Source organism: Stenotrophomonas sp. INTA L402-1 (genome assembly GCF_059295135.1).
This window is the reverse complement of sequence record NZ_JCAFWP010000001.1, coordinates 202,737-221,741: the sequence shown is the minus strand read 5'-3', so window position 1 is coordinate 221,741 and position 19,005 is coordinate 202,737. Positions and strand designations below refer to the sequence as shown.

15 protein-coding genes are annotated in these 19,005 nt (G+C 66.0%); 2 read left to right on the top strand and 13 right to left on the bottom strand.

Annotated elements, in window-relative coordinates; all coding sequences use genetic code 11:
* Nucleotides 1–17 precede the first annotated feature (17 nt).
* The 8 genes from AC5O77_RS00970 to AC5O77_RS00935 form a co-directional block, all read right to left on the bottom strand.
* Entirely contained in the window at nt 18–290 is a 273-nt protein-coding gene (locus tag AC5O77_RS00970) for a hypothetical protein (RefSeq protein WP_005409616.1), read from the bottom strand.
* A 251-nt stretch (nt 291–541) separates the two neighbouring features.
* Complete coding sequence (gene fusA, locus AC5O77_RS00965; RefSeq protein WP_478057313.1) at nt 542–2,578, bottom strand: elongation factor G; 2,037 nt, start codon at nt 2,576–2,578, stop codon at nt 542–544.
* Nucleotides 2,579–2,993: 415 nt separating this feature from the next.
* Nucleotides 2,994–3,743, bottom strand: coding sequence for a hypothetical protein (locus AC5O77_RS00960; protein WP_065723258.1), 750 nt, complete (start codon nt 3,741–3,743; stop codon nt 2,994–2,996).
* A 64-nt stretch (nt 3,744–3,807) separates the two neighbouring features.
* A complete protein-coding gene (locus tag AC5O77_RS00955) occupies nt 3,808–4,569 on the bottom strand; it encodes a heme ABC transporter ATP-binding protein (protein ID WP_458074487.1) in 762 nt (253 codons plus the stop codon).
* The gene (locus AC5O77_RS00950) at nt 4,566–5,609 is read right to left on the bottom strand and encodes a FecCD family ABC transporter permease (protein ID WP_478057312.1); all 1,044 of its coding nucleotides are present in this window, start codon (nt 5,607–5,609) and stop codon (nt 4,566–4,568) included. Before AC5O77_RS00950 ends, AC5O77_RS00955 begins: the two co-directional genes overlap by 4 nt.
* A complete protein-coding gene (locus tag AC5O77_RS00945; protein ID WP_478057311.1) occupies nt 5,606–6,655 on the bottom strand; it encodes a heme/hemin ABC transporter substrate-binding protein in 1,050 nt (349 codons plus the stop codon). The genes AC5O77_RS00950 and AC5O77_RS00945 overlap by 4 nt, the downstream gene beginning before the upstream one ends.
* Before the next feature lie 51 nt (nt 6,656–6,706).
* On the bottom strand, nt 6,707–8,083 hold the full coding sequence (locus AC5O77_RS00940) for a YncE family protein (RefSeq protein WP_478057310.1): 1,377 nt from the start codon (nt 8,081–8,083) through the stop codon (nt 6,707–6,709).
* A gap of 122 nt (nt 8,084–8,205) precedes the next feature.
* Nucleotides 8,206–9,234, bottom strand: a complete 1,029-nt coding sequence (locus AC5O77_RS00935; protein ID WP_478057309.1) for an alpha/beta hydrolase — start codon at nt 9,232–9,234, stop codon at nt 8,206–8,208.
* A gap of 278 nt (nt 9,235–9,512) precedes the next feature.
* On the opposite strand from AC5O77_RS00935, the gene AC5O77_RS00930 reads away from it, so the two are divergent.
* On the top strand, nt 9,513–10,283 hold the full coding sequence (locus AC5O77_RS00930; RefSeq protein ID WP_494506327.1) for a class I SAM-dependent methyltransferase: 771 nt from the start codon (nt 9,513–9,515) through the stop codon (nt 10,281–10,283).
* Nucleotides 10,284–10,411: 128 nt separating this feature from the next.
* Here AC5O77_RS00930 and AC5O77_RS00925 read toward each other — a convergent pair whose 3' ends face one another.
* Both AC5O77_RS00925 and AC5O77_RS00920 read right to left on the bottom strand, forming a co-directional pair.
* Nucleotides 10,412–10,801: a DUF805 domain-containing protein gene (locus AC5O77_RS00925; protein WP_478057307.1), complete on the bottom strand. Its 390-nt coding sequence runs from the start codon at nt 10,799–10,801 to the stop codon at nt 10,412–10,414.
* Nucleotides 10,802–10,990: 189 nt separating this feature from the next.
* Nucleotides 10,991–12,289: a replication-associated recombination protein A gene (locus tag AC5O77_RS00920; RefSeq protein ID WP_223276803.1), complete on the bottom strand. Its 1,299-nt coding sequence runs from the start codon at nt 12,287–12,289 to the stop codon at nt 10,991–10,993.
* 267 nt (nt 12,290–12,556) lie between these two features.
* Here AC5O77_RS00920 and AC5O77_RS00915 point away from each other — a divergent pair, with 267 nt between their 5' ends.
* Nucleotides 12,557–13,729: a hypothetical protein gene (locus AC5O77_RS00915; protein ID WP_494506326.1), complete on the top strand. Its 1,173-nt coding sequence runs from the start codon at nt 12,557–12,559 to the stop codon at nt 13,727–13,729.
* A gap of 100 nt (nt 13,730–13,829) precedes the next feature.
* Here AC5O77_RS00915 and lolA read toward each other — a convergent pair whose 3' ends face one another.
* The 3 genes from lolA to AC5O77_RS00900 all read right to left on the bottom strand — a co-directional run bounded on the left by lolA (nt 13,830) and on the right by AC5O77_RS00900 (nt 18,923).
* Entirely contained in the window at nt 13,830–14,468 is a 639-nt protein-coding gene (gene lolA, locus AC5O77_RS00910) for an outer membrane lipoprotein periplasmic chaperone LolA (protein ID WP_005413289.1), read from the bottom strand.
* Nucleotides 14,469–14,579: 111 nt separating this feature from the next.
* Entirely contained in the window at nt 14,580–16,523 is a 1,944-nt protein-coding gene (locus AC5O77_RS00905) for a DUF3857 domain-containing protein (RefSeq protein ID WP_494506325.1), read from the bottom strand.
* A gap of 39 nt (nt 16,524–16,562) precedes the next feature.
* Complete coding sequence (locus AC5O77_RS00900; RefSeq protein ID WP_032127351.1) at nt 16,563–18,923, bottom strand: DNA translocase FtsK; 2,361 nt, start codon at nt 18,921–18,923, stop codon at nt 16,563–16,565.
* Nucleotides 18,924–19,005: the final 82 nt, after the last annotated feature.

Genomic DNA, 19,005 nt, shown 5'->3' with positions numbered 1-19,005 from the left:
GCCACCCCACCGACGGCCTATTTCAACTGCAGGGGGTAGCGCTGCCAGAGGACGTGGACCAGGAACCCGGCCAGTTCAGTGTCGCGCGCGCTCACAGCAGCGCGGATCTTGTCCAGCAGCACCATGTCCGAGCAGGAGCGCACGTCGGCATGGTTGGCCTGCCCGGCCCGGCGCGCGCGATAGCGCGCTGCGCGCTGCGCGTCACTCATTGCGTACCCGAACTTGGGCGGACGACCGCGCTTTCGCGGCAGGGTCAGCTCCAGGGTTCCGGGGTCTTTGTCATCACGCATGAGAGGGGTGCGGGCGGCGGCGAGCAACGGGGGGTGCGCAATTTATCGTGAGGCATCACTTTAATCCAGCTTTTTCTGCAGTTTTGTTGCGATGCAGTGCATTATCCCGGTGTCGATGCGAATTCATCCACGCATGGCGTGGATCTACTGCAGGGCCTGCAACCCGATCACCCGGTAGATCCACGCCATGCGTGGATGGGCGTTCCCGACGACAAAAAAGGGAGCCCGCGAACGGGCTCCCTCACCTTTCCTCATGCCGCGTGTACCGGCTCGTAACCATGCAGGTGCGCCTCACTGCTGGCCCGCCCCTGGCTGAGCGAACGCAGCGAGGTGGTGTAGCCCACCAGCTGCGCCAGCGGTGCAAAGCCGCTGACTTCGGCGCGACCTTCCTGGTCTTCGATGCGGGCAATACGGCCATGGCGACGGTTGAGGTCGCCGACCACATCACCCACCGACGCCGACGGCGAATGCACCGTCACCGCCATCACCGGCTCCAGCAGCTGCGTACCGCCCTCCACCAGCGCCGCCTTGATCGCCTCGGCACCGGCACGGTGGAACGCCATCTCCGACGAGTCCTTGGCATGGGTCTGGCCATCGACAAGACTGACCTCGATACCGACCACCGGATGGCCCTGCGGACCTTCCGACAGCGCGGCACGCACGCCCTTCTCCACCGCCGCGATGAAGCTGCGCGGCACCACGCCACCGACGATGCGGTCGTTGAACACGACCTGATCGTCCTCGCGCGGCGACACATCCAGCACCACATGCGCGAACTGGCCCTGGCCACCGGTCTGCTTGACCAGCCGCCCCACTACGCCGGCCATCGCACGCAGCGGTGTCTCCTGGTAGGCCACGCGCGGCGAACCTACGCCCACCTCGACCTTCCATTCGCTGCGCAGGCGCTCGACCATCACCTCCAGGTGCAGCTCGCCCATGCCCCAGACCAGGGTCTCCGCCGTGTCGCGATCGGTTTCGACGCGGAACGAGGGATCTTCCTGGGCCAGGCTGGCCAGACCCTGCGCCATCCGGATCAGGTCGGCCGCGCGCGCCGGTTCCAGCCGCCAGGCCAGCACCGGCGCCTGTGCCTGGATGTTCTCCAGGCGTAGCGGCTGCGCACGGCCGCTCAGCGTTTCGCCACTGACCGCATCCTTCCAGCCCAGCACCGCGACGATGTCACCGGCCACGGCCTGCTCGATGTCATGGGTCTGGTCGGCCTGCACCCGCACCAGGCGGCTGACACGCCGCCCCTGCGGATGCTGCGAACTGGCCACCGCATCGCCGACCTTCAAGGTGCCCGAGTACAGCCGCACGAAGCTCAGCGCGCCGTGCTGCTGGTGGGTGATCTTGAACAGCAGGCCGGCCAGCGGACCGTCTGGATCAGGCGGCAGCACCACCTCGCCGCTCTCGCTTTCAGCGGTGACTGCAGGCCGATCCAGCGGCGACGGCAGGTAATCGACCACCGCATCCAGCAGCGTCTCGATGCCCTTGTCCTTGAAGGCCGCACCGGCCAATACCGGCACGCCCGCACCGGCCAGCGTCGCCCGTCGGATCGCCGCGCGCAGCTGTTCGGCATCGATCGCGCGACCTTCCAGCCAGGCATCGGCCAGCAGTTCGTCGTGGTCGGCCACGGCCTCGACCAGTGCGTCGCGCTGCGGCTGCCACAGGGTGCGCGCCGCGTCGTCCCACGGGGTCACCGTGGTTACGGCACCATCCTGCCAGTGCAGCACGCGCTCATCGACCAGGTCGACCCAGCCGTTGAAGTCGCTTTCGCTGCCCAGCGGCACGCCCAGCGCCCACGGCCGCGCCCTCAGCTTGTCCTGCAGCTGCTCCAGCACGCGCTCGAACGAAGCGCCGACGCGGTCCATCTTGTTGACGAACGCGATCAACGGCACGCGATGGCGACGCGCCTGGCGCCACACGGTTTCCGACTGCGGCTGCACTCCATCCACGGCCGAAAACACAGCCACGGCGCCGTCGAGCACGCGCAGCGAACGCTCAACTTCAATGGCGAAGTCGATGTGGCCGGGAGTGTCGATCAGGGTCAGCCGATGCGGCGGCAGGTCGCGCGGCGCCCACTGCGCCTGCACGGCGGCGGCGCCGATGGTGATGCCACGTTCGCGCTCGATCGCCGAGAAATCGGTGGTCGCATTGCCGTCGTGCACTTCGCCGACGCGGTGAATCTCGCCGCTTTTCCACAGCAGGCGTTCGGTCAGCGTGGTCTTGCCGGCGTCGATGTGGGCAATGATGCCAAGGTTGCGACGGCGGGAAAGGACTTGGGTGTTCATGAGAAAGGTTCCTGCAAAGCCAACTTCGGGGGCCGCGCACCCCGGTTGGCGACAGGGCGCGCGGCTAGCGTTCGGTCTCGGCGATCTGGTGCATGGCACGTTCTCCTTGCGGTACATCGGGTTACGGGAAATGGAACTGCGGAAACGAAAAGAGCGCCCCGGAGGGCGCTCTGTCGAAGGTCCAGCGATGGCCGATTCAACGGCCTCGTGGGGCTCCAGGCAGACACGCCCGTTCCGCGCTTGCGCGGGTCAGGATGAAAAACTTCAGGAGCGGCATCCGGTTCATGGGGCGCATTCTAGACCTGCCAATCTGGCGCGCAAGTGAATATTGCGCACATTAATAGAACAATGAGGCCGACGGGTCTCGGGGTCGGATCCCTTTGCCACGGGCAAAGGGCTCTGACCCCAGCTCAGCTCACTTGCACTCATGCAGCTTGCGCGCCTCAGCCACGGTCGCAGCCTGGTCGTCCCCCATCGAGATCCATCCCTTCAACGACATCGCCGGATCCACCTGCGCCTGGCGCGGGCCGCCATGGACCACCACCTCGGTCCAGCTGCCGACCGGCGCCAGCTCCGACAGTCGCGCCGCCTGGTCGTCTTCGGTACTGAACATGTCGTCCGGCTCCGCAGGCTTGGCCTTGTTCACGGTCTCGGTCTTGCGCGCCCGGATCCGCAGCGCGCCATCGGCCATGCGCTGGGTAGTGACGTCATGGCGTTCCACCCCGTAGGCCCAGCTGCTCTCACCTGCGCGACGGGTCTCGCTACCGTCGTCTGCCACCACCACCGAATCCCCCGCCGCTTCGGCCACGGCCGCAAGCGAACCCAGGCCGGACATCATTGCCTGATAGGCAATCATCTGCCGCTGTTCAGCGGCCAGCGCAACGTCACCTGCCTTGCCGGCAGGAATCTGCAGGTACACCGCCTCCCTGCACAGCATCAGCACCTGCTGGTCATCCCAGCTGATGAGCACTTCATCACTGGCGAAATAGCGGGTCGTCACCGGAACCACAGGAGCACTCCCGCCGGCGGAATACCGGCTCTCGATCAGCGAGGCCTGCTCGGCGGCCTTGATCAGGGAGACCGAGGATGCGGACGCGGTGCTGGCGGCGCATACGGACGCGACCATTGCCGAGAGCAGCACGCCATGTGAAACAGTACGGATCATTGCATCAGTCCATTGAAGAGAACGAACCGCACATCATACGTCGCCAGGCAGAGCACGTTGATGCTCAGGTCACCACCACCAGTGGCACCCCACGCCTTGGGTGCTCCAGCACCACCACATCCTGCTGGTAGACACGCTGCAGGTTGTCTTCGGTGAGCACCTGCAGCGGCGTGCCATCGGCCGCCACCCTGCCCTGCTCCAGCAACACGATGCGGTCGGCATAGCCCGCGGCCAGATTCAGGTCGTGCAGCACCACGATCACGCACGCACCGGCTTCGGCACAGGCACGCACACTGCGCAGCGTGCGTTCCTGGTGACGCAGATCCAGCGCTGCGGTCGGCTCATCCAGCAGCAGCAGCGGCGTGTCCTGCGCCAGCACGCGCGCGAACGTGGTCCGTGCCGATTCACCGCCCGACAGCTGCTGCACCTCGCGCAGGCGCAGCGCCTGCAGTTCAGCGGCATCGATGGCCGCTTCCACCTGGGCGTCGTCCACGGCTGGATCCGGCGGATGCGGCAGCCGCCCCATCGCCACGACTTCTTCCACACTGAACGCGAAGCGCACGCCGTGCTCCTGCGGCATCACCGCGCGCTCGCGCGCCAGTGGCCCGGCCTTGTAGCTGGTCAGCGGCCGGCCCAGCAGACTGACTTCGCCCGCGTCAGCGCGCAGGTCACCGGCGGCGACCGCCAACAACGTGGACTTGCCCGCGCCATTCGGGCCAACCAGTGCAGTGACCGTCCCCGGCTCGAACGCGAGCGAGATGCCGTGCAGGATCTCGCGCTGCTGGCGACGTACCACCACCTCGTGCAGCTTCAACAACACGCTCATGGCGCGGCCTTGCGGCGCTGCTGCAGCACCAGCCACAGGAAGAACGGCGCGCCCAGCGCAGCCGAGAACAGGCCCAGCGGAATCTCCGCCGGCGGATCCAATGTGCGCGCGGCGGTGTCGGCCACCACGATCAGCAGTGCACCCAGCAGGCCTGACAACGGCAGCAACCAGCGATGACCAGGGCCGACCAGCAGGCGTGCCACGTGCGGCACCACCAGGCCGACGAAACTGATCGAACCGGCAAACGCCACCGCTGCACCCACCAGCAGCGCACTGAACGCCACCAGGCGGCGACGCGTGCGGGTGACATCCAGCCCGAGGTGCTGGGCCTGGCGTTCGCCCAGCGCCAGCATGTCCAGCGGCGTAGCCAATCGCTGCAGCGCGAACACACCGATGGCGAACAACGGCACCACGGCCACCACATCGGCCCAGTTGGCGCGCGCCAGCGAGCCCATCTGCCAGAACACCAGCGACTGCAGCTCGCTTTCGCTGGCGATATATGTGAGGAAACCGATCAACGCCGAGCAGAACGCGGCCATCGCGATACCGACCAGCAGCAGCGTGGCGTTGCCCGTACCCTTGCCGGGCCGGGCCAATGCGTAGGTCAGGCCGATCGCCAGTGCACCACCAGCGAATGCAGCCACCGGCACCAGCCAGCCGGCTGCGCCCGCAGCGCCGAGAACAATGGCAGCGACTGCACCCAGCGCGGCGCCCTGGCTGACACCGACAATGCCGGGATCGGCCAGCGGATTGCCGAACAGTCCCTGCAGGCTGGCACCGGCCATCGCCAGCGACGCACCGACCATCGCGCCCAACAGGGCACGCGGAATACGCAGCTGCCAGACCACGGCGAGATCGCGGCTGCTGACCGCCTGCGGATCGAGCAGACCCAGCTTCACCGCCAACGCCTGCATCACCTCCAGCGGCGGCAACCGCAACGGACCCACGGCGAACGAGGCCAGCACTGCCCCCAGCAGTGCCAGCAACGCCACCAGCAACATCGTCCGCCCGCGACGGCGGCGCCGATCCGCCGGACTCATGCCTTCGGCAACGCCGCCAGGGCCTTGGCCAGCGCCAGCGCACCAGCACCGGAACCGACACTGGTGTACTTCAGCTGCACATCCGGCATCACCCAGACCCGATTGGCCTGCCCGGCCGGGGTCTGCTTCAGCGTCGGGTACGCCTTCCACAGGCCCTCGGCACCGCCGAACAGCTGCAGGTCATGCTCGGTCACCAGGATCACCTCCGGCGCCGCGGCGACCACGCCTTCGTTGCTCAGCTGCGAGTAGTTCTTCACCCCTGCTTCGGTGCCGATGTTGACACCACCAGCCAGTGCGATCAGCTGCGCCGACGCACTGTCGGCACCCGCAACGGTGGGTGAGCCACCGGCGCCGGTGGCCGACACGTGGATCAGTCGTGGCGCATGGCCCAGGCCCTTGCCAATCGCTGCAGCCTCGTCGAGCTGACGCTGCACCTGCGTGGCAAGTGCCTGCCCTGCCTCGGCCAGCCCTAGTGCGGCGGCGACCTTGCGCACCTTGTCCGGCGCCGGCTGCAGGTCATCGATGACCACCGCCGGTTCGCCCACCTCACGCAGCTTCTTCGCCAGCTCGGTGTGGCGGCGCAGGCTGTTGCCGAGGAACAGCGAGCCCTGCAGGCTCAGCACGCCCTCCACGCCAGTGGTGCGATTGAACAGGAACTGGTGCGGGGCAGCCAGGCCGGCCTGGGTGGTGGTATTGGTCGGCGCGGCGAACACCTGCTTGTCCAGTCCGAGCGCCTCGATCACTGCGATCACGTCGTCACCACCGGCAATGATGCGGCTGGTATCGGCCACCTCGACGTCGGCGCCGTCATCGGAATGCACCTGGGCCGGCAGCACGGCCTTCTGGTCGCGCACGGCCGGCATGTCGGTGCCGGCCACGCGCTGCCAGCCTGCCGGCAACGCAACTTCGCCAGCCGCGGTTGCGGCGGCGGCGGGCTCAACCGGCTTGCCGGTGTCCGAGGGCGTCGATGAACCGCCACAGGCGGCCAGTGCCAGCGAGACAGCCAACGGAAGCGCACACAGGCGCAGACGGGACGCGATGTTCATGCTCGTTCTCCTTGCTGGCGGGGCGACGTGCACGCCGCCCCGCCGTGTGACTTACTGCTTCGGGGTGATGCGGGTGATGCGGTCACCCTTCGGGTCTTCGGCGCCGCGCGACTTGTTCACCGCGAACACGTTGCCCTTGCCATCGGCACGGACGTGGTTCGGCAACGTGCCGCCGTCGAGGTTGGCGACCACCTTGCCGTCACCGTTCACCACGGTGACCGTGCCAGCGCCACGGTTGCTGACGTAGGCCAGGCCGGACGCATCATCGAAGGCGACGTTCAGCGCGCCGGCGCCGACCGGCACATCGTGCAGCACCTTGCCGGCGGCCACATCGACGATCAGCAGGTTGTCGGTGCCCTGCGAGGCCACGTACAGGCGGTTGCGCGCTGCGTCGAAGGCCACGCCCGAGGCGCTGATCGAATTGCCCAGGTCAATGACCTTCTCGACCTTGCCGCTGGCCACGTCGATCACCGCCGCTTCCGGGGTGCCGATGCTGACGGTGAACAGCTTGCCGCCCTTCTCGTCCAGCACCAGGCTCATCGGGGTGAACTTGCCGTCGTCCACGCCGGACTCCAGCGTCACCGCCGGCAGCTCCTTGAGGGTCTTGGCGTCGAACACCGACAGGTGGTCCTCACCCGTGGCCGAGGCAAACACCTTGCCGTGGGTGCCATCAACCACCACGTCGCGCGCATGCGGCACGGCATCGACCGGGAACTGGTGGACCAGCGACAGGTCCTTCTGGCGGTAGACCGCGATGGAGTTCTGGCGGGTGTTGGTGACCCAGACATTGCCGTTGGTGTCATCCACGCCGACACCGTAGACCGCGTAGACCGCGCCATTGGTGCTGCCCGGCACCTGCGCCGGGGTGATCGCCTTGGTCACCTTCAGCGACTTCGGGTCCAGCTTCAGCAGCTGCGACTGGGTCACCGGCGGGCGGCCCACGGCCGAGGTCACGAACACCGCGTTGCTGGCGGCGCTGTAGGCGGACTGGTACAGGCCCGGCACCAGCTTGTTGGACTGGGTGGCGAACTGCGCCTGGCCGGACAGCGGCAGCTGCGGCGAGACGCGCAGCTTCAGCACGGTGGCTGCAGCCGGCTGGCTGGCGCGCACCACCACCGGGTGGGTACCAGGCACGGCATCGGCCGGAATGCTCAGCTGGGTCTTGAAGTTGCCATCGGCATCGACCACCAGCGGCTGCGTGTTGAGCACGCTGTCGCCACGCAGCAGGCTGACTTTCTGGCCCGGCACGAAACCGCGACCGACCACGTCGGCAGTGCTGCTGGGAACCACGTTCTCACCGCGCGAGACGACCTCACCCTTGAAGGTGGCGTTGGCCGGCTGATCGAACACCGGCTGTGCGGTGGCGGTCACGGCCAGCAACAGGCCAGCGGCGAGAGAGGTGAGACGGAAAGACGGACGGAACGACATGGAAGGCTCCTTGCACACGTAGGCCGCGCCACGTGACGCGGGATTCATCGGTTGCCTGGGCCGCTGCACATCGGCAGCCTCGCCTGGGTAGTGGGGTCGCATGCCTTGGCATGCGAAGGGATTCATTCGGCGGCGTTGTCACCACCGTTGGGCGCGCCGTCACCGGCGCTGCGGTCGGTCACGCCATACAGCTCGTGCAGCGCAGCGTGGAACGACGCGGGCAGCATCGGGCCATGGCCGAGGCCGGGGAACTCGCGGTACTGCACGCGCATGCCCGGCACCTTGGCCAACCGTTCGGACAGCTGCATCGCCGCATCCGGGGTGGCGCCACCGATGCGGCGCAGGTGCGCGACCACGCGCGGATTGTTCATGTCGCGCTTGCCGCGATCACCGACACGCTCGGCACCGCCCAGCATCAGCCAGAGCTTTGCCGGCTGGCCATGCACGTTCTGCACGAACTGCTGTTCCGGATCACCCAGCGCCGCACCCTGGCTCCACCACAGCGACGGACTGGCTGCCAGATAGGACTGGAACGCCGCCGGACGCGTGTACAGCGCATTGAGCACGAACAACCCGCCCAGCGAGTGGCCCCAGAGTGCTTGCTGCTGCGTATCAATGCGTGCGCGGCGCTCGACTTCCGGCTTGATGCGGCGTTCGATCACATCCAGGAACGCGGCAGCACCACCGCCAACCGCCTGGATCGTACCGCTCTCGTCGTCGGCGCGATCGATCCACGCGGTGTAGTCGCGGGTGCGCGCCTTGGAATCGATGCGCAGGTCGTTGTCGTAACCGATCAGCACCAGTACCGGCGGCGCCTTGCGTGCCGCCAGCTCGGCCAGCAACGGCTGATCCAGCACCATCGCCACGGCATTGCCATCCAGCGCGTACAGCACCGGCAGCGGCGCCTTGCTGGCCTTGGCCGGGATCGCCACATTCACCCGCCAGCGGCGTTGCTGGTCAGGGCTGTCCACCACGAAATGCTCGAAGCGATAGCTCGCCGCCGGCTCGTCGAGCACGGTGTGGCCGATCTTCTGCAGCGGATTGCGCTGCTGCGCATGGGCGTATGGGGTGGCCAGGAGCAGACCCATCATCAAGGCGACCAGGCCGCGGGCCAGTGGACCACGGCGCGAAGGCGGGACGAAATGCTTCATCAGCGGCGGCAGAAGCGGCTCACGGCCGCCGGTTCACAAGGGACCGCAGTCTACCTTAAACGCGAATGATTATCACATCGATCGAACGTCACACTGTGTATCACGCGCGCATGAGGGCCTTCGGCACGAAACGAGGCAATGGGCAGGCTGGATTCGCGCCACGGCCATACGGCAAGCTAGGCGGTATCAACAAGAACAGGGACTGTCATAGCGTGTACGCCATTTGCCGCAGCCTTGCCCGAAAAGGGCTCGACACGATTCGCCCACACGTCTTCCCCGTGAGCATACCGACCACCGAGAGGCCCGCGTGCAACATCTGCGGTTTCCGCCTGCGAGCATCCCGCGAGGCCATCGCCGAAAGGGAAACCCGCAGCTGTATTGGCTGCGGATCCACTCTGCGCTTCCGTGCCCTCATGGCAGCCCTGCAGTCGGAGATGGACCAAGCGCGGGAGATCCGCGTGCTTGAGCGGATCCCCAGGCGCGGACAGATCAAGGGAATCGGCATGACCGACGCCCATATCTACACTAATGCCCTGCGGCGCAAGTTCGATTACATCAATACCTACTTCCACAAGCGCCCCATGCTGGACATCCGTCACCCAGCCGCACACTACCTGGGAAAATATGACTTTGTTGTCAGCTCAGATGTGCTGGAACACGTGGATGGGCCCTGCGAGCGCACGCTCGGAAACCTGCGTGCATTGCTGAAGCCGGGCGGGCTGCTTGTGCTCACCGTTCCCTATGGATTTCACGAGGCCACGATTGAGCACTTCCCTGAGCTCAACGACTACCGGATCGAGGGCAAAGGTGCGGATCGGGTTCTTGTCAACATCACCAGCGATGGCAGGGAGCAACGATTCTCTGACCTGTCCTTCCATGGTGGTGACGGCTCAACTTTGGAACTGAGGATCTATTCGTATCCTCACCTGGTGCGATTGCTGGGGGAAGCCGGCTTTGTTGACGTCAAGCTGCACGATAGCCAATACCCGCAATGGGGCATCATCCACGACAGCCTGCTGGGCTTGCCTATAACGGCACGCGCTGCATAGGCCGTCAGCCCCCTCCGGTATCCTGCCTCGCGCAACCGACACCCCCTTGCAAATGACGAAGCCGGCATCACGCCGGCTTCGCCCCCCCCCGCTTCTGTAGAGTCGAGCCATGCTCGACTACCGCAGCCTCACGGCCCCGCGGGCACCGGACCGTAAACATTCTCTTGCGGCGTGCCCGGCAGCAGCGAGAAGATCATGATCACGATCCCACCGCCCGGCACCAGCGCCAGCAGGAACAGCCAGCCCGACTGGTTGCAGTCATGCAGGCGGCGCACGGTCACGGCAATCAGCGGCACGATCGTGGCCAGCCACATCACGCCCAGCAGCACCACCATGCCGATCAGGATGCCGGCCAGTGCATCGGGACTGTTGCGCAGGAGGATCGCCAGCACACCGGCCAGCAGCATCACCACAGTTGCGACCAGGAACAGGAACAGCTGGTACATCCAGTACTCTCGGCGGTTGGCGCGGCCCTCGAACTGGGCGTAGCGCTTCAACGGCAGAATCATTTCCTGCACGGCATCGATCCTTGAAAGAGAAGCCGCGCAGTGTGCCAAATGCACGCGCGCTGGACAATGTTGCGACGAACCACGCCCGGCTGCCATTGCCCCCTGTAGAGTCGAGCCATGCTCGACTGCTGTTCCAGAAGGCACCCGTAGTCCGTGCAAGAGCGAAGTCGAGCATGGCTCGACTCTACATGAACCGGGTCAGCGGCCCTTAGCTGCCCTTGCCGCTTCGCGCTCGGCGCGCAGCCGGTCCAGCTTTTCCTTCAGCTTGATTTCCAGGCCGCGCGGCACAGGGTTGTAGTACACGCGCTCGCCCATCGCATCCGGGAAACCGGTCTGGTCCAGTGCGATACCACCTTCGGCATCATGGTCATATTGGTACTCGGCACCGTAGCCCAGCTCCTTCATCAGCTTGGTCGGCGCATTGCGCAGGTGCAGCGGCACTTCTTCGGTGCCACTCTCGCGCACATCGGCCTTGGCCTGGTTGAAGGCCGCATAGCCTGCATTCGACTTGGCGGTGCTGGCCAGGTACAGCACCAGCTGAGCAAAGGCGAGCTCGCCCTCCGGGCTGCCCAGCCGCTCGTAGATGTCCCAGGCTTCCAGCGCCATGCTCTGCGCACGCGGATCGGCCAGGCCGATATCCTCGATCGCCATGCGGGTCAGTCGGCGCGCCAGGTAGGACGGATCGCAGCCGCCATCGAGCATGCGGGTCAGCCAGTACAGCGCGGCATCCGGATTGGAGCTGCGCACGGATTTGTGCAACGCCGAGATCTGGTCGTAGAACTGCTCGCCGCCCTTGTCGAAGCGACGGGTGCGGTCGGCCAGCACCTGGGTCAGGGTCTGCGGGGTGATGCGACCACCCTCCCCGCCCGCCAGCTCGGCAGCGATTTCCAACAGGGTCAGCGCACGTCGCACGTCGCCGTCGGCGGCGGTAGCGATTTCCAGCAGCAGCTCGGGGGCGACCTCGATACCCTCCTCGCCCAGGCCGCGTTCGCGGTCACCCAGCGCACGCTCCAGTGCCTCGACGATGTCGGTAGGCGAAACACCTTCCAGCACATGCACACGGCAGCGCGACAGCAGTGCGGAATTCAGTTCGAAGGATGGGTTCTCGGTCGTGGCACCGACGAACAGGATGGTGCCGCGCTCGATGTGAGGCAGGAACGCATCCTGCTGCGCCTTGTTGAAGCGATGCACCTCATCGACGAACAACACGGTGCGCCGGCCTTCGGCGAACCGTTGCGCCGCCTCGGCCAGCACCTGGCGCACTTCCGGCAGGCCGGACAGCACGGCGGAGATCGCACGGAACTCGGCGTCGGAATATTCGGCCAACAGCAGCGCCAGCGTGGTCTTGCCGCAGCCCGGCGGCCCCCACAGGATCATCGAATGCACGCGACCGGATTCGACCGCGCGGCGCAGCGCACTGTCCGGCGCCAGCAGGCGCTTCTGCCCGACCATTTCGTCCAGGGTGCGGGGGCGCATGCGCTCGGCCAGCGGGCGCATGTGTTCCCGATCGACGCTCAGCAGATCGGGTCCGGGGAATGAAGTGGAGCGATGTCTTGGCACCCGGTCATTGTACCGCGCCGGGTGATCACGATTCCGGTAGTGCCGGCCGCTGGCCGGCAGCCCCGCGATGTGTCGGAAATGAACCGAAGCCGGCGCAGCGAATCCATCAGTAAGTCGCTGATTCACATGGAGCATGCTTTCGCGGGGCCCGTGTGTCCTCATCAGTAACCGAGAATTTGGAACTCAACCATTCAGAAACCATTCGTGCGCGATCCCGAATCCAATGTCCTTGAGTTCGTTGCCGGCTGCGCGGTCGATGCGGACATCTACTATCTGGCTGCCGCCCTAGGCCCTGGGCATGAATACTACGACCCGGATCCAGGCCCACCCACCCGCATGTTCGTCTTTGGCCGCACCCCCAAAGAGGAGTGGTTCTACCATGACCTGCAGGACTTCCAGGTCATGTCCACAGAGTTTGTCCCAGAGGAAGAAGGCGGTCGCCCCCGTCGTGTGCTTGCCCTGGATTTCCATGGGCAGCTGGAAGATTACTCCCGTGCTGGGGCAACGATCGAGTACGTCCCGGCTGAAGGCGCCGACTTTCCCGGAGGTCTTACCCGTTTGCGACTGCTGGGCGACGTCCTTTTCTGCGCGGGCACAAGAGGACAGATCCATCATCGGGGCGACGGCGGATGGCGGCAGCTTCCAACCCAATTCGCGACTGCCTTCTGCGAGGAGGACGAAGACGAGTCGGATCTGGATGACTTCGTCAGTTGGCTCGAAGATTTCGGCCACCTGCTCGAACTGGGCGATGCTCCCGCACTTCCTCGAGATCCAATGGAACGCGACGCAGAGCTTCGCCGGAGATTCGCCGATTGGCGAGCCCACATGACCCATGTCCGGGAGGATGAAGGATTCAACCAGCTACTCGCTGAGTTCCGCGTGGGCAGCGTGAACGACCTCTGCGGAACGGGCTTTGCTGACCTCTACGCAATCGGCTCCCAAGGCCTGATTGCGCACTGGGATGGCTCGAGCTGGACCGTGCCCGAACAAGTCACTACTGCGGAGCTGCTTCATGCTTGCAGGACCGACCAGGGCCGCCTCGTCCTTGTAGGAATGCACGGCACCATCGTTACGGGCGACATCTCCGCTGGATTCGAGTGCCTCCAACACGAGGTCGGCGAAGGCATCAACTTCAACTCTGCGTGCCAGTACAAGCAACAGGTTTACATCGGCTCAGAGAATGGCGGCCTCTACGTCTACGGTCTAGAAACCGGCGTAGTTGAACCGTTGCTGGAAGGCATCCCCGAAGAACCGAGAGATGCAACGATTGTTGATATCAGTTCCGTCGGTAGCGTGCTTTGGGTGCTGACGCCCTGGGACCTGATTCGATTTGATGGCACCGCGTGGCAGGTGATCGTTCATCCGGACAACGGATGAGCTAGCCGAAAGCGTGTCAACCAAGGTTGACACCCACCAGGGCGGTGCCGGTTGACACCCACCAGGGCAGGTAGCGCCGGGCCATGCCCGGCATCCCCGATCAGTTGCCGATGACGTCGGTGCCCTTCGGCGGGGTGAAGCTGAAGGTGCCGGCAGCAAAGCCCGGGTTGCGCTTCCAGCCACTGAAGCTGATCACGGTGCGCTGACCAACCGCATCGGTGATTTCCATCTTGGCCAGACCCTGGGCATTGAAGCCCAGCGCGGCGTACTGGAAGCTGGCTTCGGTCTCGCGCTTCGGCGACAGCGACAGCCACTGCAGGCCGTCGCGCTGCGCGGCCTCTTCGCTGACGTCGTACTGCTGTTCCAGCAGCGCCGGGTTGATCAGCGCGGTCAGCGGGCTGTTCTGCTCTTCCTTGCCCTGCTCGCGAACAGTGGCCTGCTCCAGGTCCGGCTCGTACATCCAGACCTTCTTGCCATCAGCCACGATCAGCTGTTCGTGCGGGCGCACGTATTCCCAACGGAACAGGCGCGGCGCCGACAGGGCCACCCGGCCGCTGGTCGATTCCTTCACCTTGCCACGGCTGTCGAACACCTGCTGGCTGAACTGGCCATCCAGGCCCTTCAGGCCGCTGGTGAAGGTCTTCAGGTCATCGCGGGCGCCAGCCCAGGCACTGCCGGCGGCGGCGCAGGCCACGGCCAGGGTGGTGGTGGCAAGGAAACGGCGGAAGCGGAAGTTCATGCGGGAATCCTGTGGGCGCGGGCGCCAGGAAAGGTGGTTGCCAGTGTGCCCAAATAAAGATGAATGGGCGATCAGGGCGACATTATGCCGCCCTGAACGTCCATCGGCGATTCAGCCGCCGGAGCCCGGCAGCTTGCCGTACAGCACCTGGCCACGGAAGCCACGACGCACTTCGCGGTACAGCGCGCGGAACGCCGGATAGTCCTGTGGCTGGCACAACGCCTCCGGCCCACGCACCGCGTTCTGCTGCAGGCGGTGGTGCACGATCACGTCCTGGCCCTCGCGGCTCCAGTCGACTCGATAATCGCCGGCGGCATTCGCAAAACGCTGGCTGGCCGGGATGGCGATGATCGGCGCATTGGCCGGGAACTGCAGGCGATAGGTTTCCTCGCGCAGGCTGGCATTGCAGTAGAACGGCGTCTCGTTGGCCGGCGCCGAGGCGGTGGCGTACAGGCCGCGCACCGATTCACCACCCGGCGGGTCCGGCACGGCCATGCCGCCGGCCACGCTGAAGTCGGCGTAGTCCTCGGCCTGGAACGCCATGCGGTAGCCAAACGGCCGGGTCAGGTCGACCGGCACGCCCTGGATCTGCAGCTGCCCTCGCCCATCGAAACCGGACGCGGCCATGATCTGCTCTTCAGCGCGCGCACGGTTCTGCGCGTTGAGCTGGGAGAACTGGGCGCGCATGCCGATCTCGGCGTTCTCGCCCAGCTTCGGAATCGTCTCGCCGCGCAGGTTGCCGTTGGCGTCGAAGGTGAAGCGCACCTCCATCGAGGTGGCATTGCGCTCCGGCGTATTGGCCGGGGTGCGCGCCAGTGAGGCATCGCGGGTACGCATCACCGGTGCGCCAAGGTCACCTTCCGGCAGCTGCCCGAAGCGCGCCCACGCGGTGGTCGAATCCAGGTACAGATCGAATTCGGGGATGTAGGTGATGGCGTGGTTGAAGCGGCCCAGCACCGGGATCTTCGGCAGCGTCGGGCCACCGCTGGCACCGATCAGCACCGGCGAGCTGGCGATGCCCTTGGCCGCCAGCAGCGCCTCCAGGATCGTCACATGGTCCTTGCAGTCACCATAGTGGTTGTCGAGAATGCTCTGCGCACTGTTCGGCTCCAGGCCACCATTGCCCAGGTACACCGCCACGTAGCGGATGTTCTGCGCCACCCAGCGGTACAACGCGTCGGCCTGCTCGCGACGGTCGCTGATGCCAGCGGTGATCTCATCGGCCAGCGCCTGCAGTTCCGGCGTGACCTGCGCGGCCGGGCCGGCCTTGAGCTGGTAGGCGCGACCCATCTGCGACCAGTCACGATAGGTGCTGGCCATGATGTTCGGGCCGAACTCCCAGCCCGCCGCCGACCAGTTCTGTGCTGGCATGGCTTCGCGACGCTGGTAGCGCCAGCGCCACTGTGCCTGGCCGTTCTTCACCGTGGGGCGATCACTACCCTGCACGCCGCGGCTGTCGACGAACATCGGCAGGTTGGCCGGCGCACTCAGGGTGACCTCGGCGTCCTCGTACTCGGTGAAGACATTGAAGGTCTCCCACAGGCCGAAGTAGCCGGGGAAGTACGGCGTGGCCTGGGTGCGGCGCACCTGGTAGAACAGGCGCGTGCCCGGGGCCAGGTTCGGGAACACGATCACCCGCACCTTGCGGTCGGCATACATCGCCGCCGAGGCGCTGGAATAGCTTTCCTGGGTGTAGATGCGGTCGGCCGGCACGTCGCGGCGCTGGCCGTCGGCGGTGATGGTGTAGGCGCCGAGTACTTCCAGCGTCTCCATCTTCTCGCTGTAGCTCAGCCGCACCTGGCTGAACTGCTCGACCGAGGCCTTGGTCTTGAGCAGGACTTCGTAGGTTTCGGTCTGCACATTGCCCGCATCCGGCCGCACCTGGTAGTCGGCCCGGTAACGGACAATGCTGAAATTATTGCTGGCTTCGGTATCGCCGCTGGTGGAAGGCGGCGCCGTGGCGGGCGCGGAGGTGGCGGTGTCTGCCAGTGCCGGGCCGGCAGCCAGGAAGGCTGCCAGCGCCAGTGCCAGCGCGCTTGGTACGGGGTGAAGCATGCGTCGGTTCCTTGGACGTCGTGGGGGATACGTCGGGTCTTACTTCGGCGGCGGCGGTGCCAGCACCGTGCGGTCGCCATTGTGCTCGGGCGGACTGACCACGCCGGCCGCTTCCATGGCCTCGATCAATCGCGCTGCACGGTTGTAGCCGATCTTCAGCCGGCGCTGCACGCCGGAAATCGAGGCACGGCGGGTCTCGGTGACCACCCGCAGCGCTTCGTCATACAACGGGTCGGACTCATCGCCGGCAGAGCTGTTCTCGGGCAGGCCGGTAGCGCCGACGACCACGCCGTCGCCCATCGTCTGCACTTCGTCCAGTACGCCGTCGACGTAGTCGGCCGGGCCCATCGCCTTGAGGTGTTCGACCACGCGATGCACTTCCTCGTCGGAGACGAAGGCGCCGTGCACGCGCTCGGGCATGGCGGTACCCGGCGGCAGGTACAGCATGTCGCCGTGGCCGAGCAGGGTTTCTGCGCCGGACTGGTCGAGGATGGTGCGCGAGTCGATCTTGGAACTGACCTGGAAGGCGATGCGGGTCGGGATGTTGGCCTTGATCAGGCCGGTGATCACGTCCACCGACGGGCGCTGCGTGGCCAGGATCAGGTGGATGCCGGCCGCACGCGCCTTCTGTGCCAGGCGCGCGATCAGCTCTTCCACCTTCTTGCCGACGATCATCATCATGTCGGCGAATTCGTCGATGAAGATGACGATGAACGGCAGCGTCTCCAGCGGACGCGGCGCCTCACCCAGTTCCGGGTTCGGCTTGAACAGCGGGTCCATCAGCGGCTGGCCGGCGTCCTGGGCTTCCTTCACCTTCTTGTTGAAGCCCGCCAGGTTGCGCACGCCCACCGCGCTCATCAGCTTGTAGCGGCGCTCCATCTCGGCCACGCACCAGCGCAGGCCGTTGGCGGCCTCCTTCATGTCGGTGACCACCGGCGCCAGCAGGTGCGGGATGCCCTGGTAGACGCTCAGTTCGAGCATCTTCGGGTCGATCATCAGCATCCGCAGGTCTTTCGGCGAGGCCTTGAACAGCAGGCTCAGCACCATCGCGTTGACCGCCACCGACTTGCCCGAACCGGTGGTACCGGCCACCAGCAGGTGCGGCATGCGCGCCAGGTCGGCCACGGTCGAGCGGCCGGCGATGTCCTTGCCCAGCGCCAGGGTCAGCACGCTGGCCGACTTGTCGTACTCCTTCGAACGCAGCAGCTCGGAGAGGTAGATCATCTCGCGGGTGACGTTGGGAATTTCCAGGCCGATCACCGATTTGCCCGGAATGACGTCGACCACGCGCACCGACTTCACCGACAGGCCGCGCGCGATGTCCTTGTCCAGCGAACTGATCTGGCTGACCTTGATGCCCGGCGCCGGCTCGATCTCGAAACGGGTGATGACCGGGCCCGGGTTGGCGCCGACCACCTGGGCGTCGATGCGGAAGTCCTTCAGCTTGAACTCGATCTGCCGCGACAGCGCGTCCAGGGTTTCCTTGTCGTAGCCCACCGGCTGCGGCTTCGGGTCGTCCAGCAGGGCCAGCGGCGGCAGGTCCGATCCGTCGCCGTTGACGCCCCGGAACATCGGGATCTGCGTGTCGCGCTTGGCCCGGTCACTCTTCTCGATCACCGGCTCCGGGCGTGGCTCGATCTTCACCGGCTCGCGCTTGGCGCGCACCTCGGCATCGGCCTTGCGTACCTCCTGGCGTTCCTCGCGCATCACCCGGGTCTGCTGCCACTCGGTGACTTCTTCCTTCTTGCGCGCCAGCAACGGCGCCAGCGACATCACGCCGCGGCCGATCTTCTCCATCACCGTGAACCAGGACAGCCCGGTGGCGAGGGTGATCGAGGCCAAGAGCAGCACCAGCACGAACAGGTTCGCGCCCAGCGCACCGAAGCCCACCGTGAGCGAATTGCCGACCAGCTTGCCGAGGATGCCGCCGGCACTGGAGACGTCGCCACTGAACAGGCGCACATGCAGGAAGCCGGTGCCGGCGATCAGGAAACCGACCAGGCCAACCAGGCGCAGTGCCGGGTCCAGATCGTTCTCGCCCTTGCTCTCGCGCTTGAGGCCGAACATGGCGATCCACGCCAGCGCGCCCAGCACCACCGGCAACAGGAAGGCGATGTAGCCGAACAGCTGCAGCAGCACGTCGGCGATCCAGGCGCCGGCGCGGCCGCCGAGGTTGTGCACCGGCGCGACCACGCTGCCGGTGTGCGACCAGCCCGGGTCGGTCGCTGAATAGGTGAACAGACTGGCCGCCAGGTACAGCAGCGCCGGCGCGATGGCGATCAGGCCAAGGTCGCGCCAGAGGCGTTGGCGGCGTGGATTGTCGGTCGTCGCCGCCGCGGCCGTGCGACGTGACGCCTTGCTGTCGTCGGACTTGGAGCGTTCGGGGACCTGCTTCGCCACCTTAGACCATACCTTTGGAATGCGCTGTTAGTGATTGATAATAAATGAGACGGCGTCAGTTTTCAGTTATGCGACATCTGAC

Excerpts from the sequence above, each read along its gene's own strand:
- AC5O77_RS00970 (WP_005409616.1), bottom strand. The coding sequence starts at position 290 with ATGCGTGATGACAAAGACCCCGGAACCCTGGAGCTGACCCTGCCGCGA.
- fusA (WP_478057313.1), bottom strand. The coding sequence starts at position 2,578 with ATGAACACCCAAGTCCTTTCCCGCCGTCGCAACCTTGGCATCATTGCC.
- AC5O77_RS00960 (WP_065723258.1), bottom strand. The coding sequence starts at position 3,743 with ATGATCCGTACTGTTTCACATGGCGTGCTGCTCTCGGCAATGGTCGCG.
- AC5O77_RS00955 (WP_458074487.1), bottom strand. The coding sequence starts at position 4,569 with ATGAGCGTGTTGTTGAAGCTGCACGAGGTGGTGGTACGTCGCCAGCAG.
- AC5O77_RS00950 (WP_478057312.1), bottom strand. The coding sequence starts at position 5,609 with ATGAGTCCGGCGGATCGGCGCCGCCGTCGCGGGCGGACGATGTTGCTG.
- AC5O77_RS00945 (WP_478057311.1), bottom strand. The coding sequence starts at position 6,655 with ATGAACATCGCGTCCCGTCTGCGCCTGTGTGCGCTTCCGTTGGCTGTC.
- AC5O77_RS00940 (WP_478057310.1), bottom strand. The coding sequence starts at position 8,083 with ATGTCGTTCCGTCCGTCTTTCCGTCTCACCTCTCTCGCCGCTGGCCTG.
- AC5O77_RS00935 (WP_478057309.1), bottom strand. The coding sequence starts at position 9,234 with ATGAAGCATTTCGTCCCGCCTTCGCGCCGTGGTCCACTGGCCCGCGGC.
- AC5O77_RS00920 (WP_223276803.1), bottom strand. The coding sequence starts at position 12,289 with ATGCGCCCGCTGGCCGAGCGCATGCGCCCCCGCACCCTGGACGAAATG.
- lolA (WP_005413289.1), bottom strand. The coding sequence starts at position 14,468 with ATGAACTTCCGCTTCCGCCGTTTCCTTGCCACCACCACCCTGGCCGTG.
- AC5O77_RS00905 (WP_494506325.1), bottom strand. The coding sequence starts at position 16,523 with ATGCTTCACCCCGTACCAAGCGCGCTGGCACTGGCGCTGGCAGCCTTC.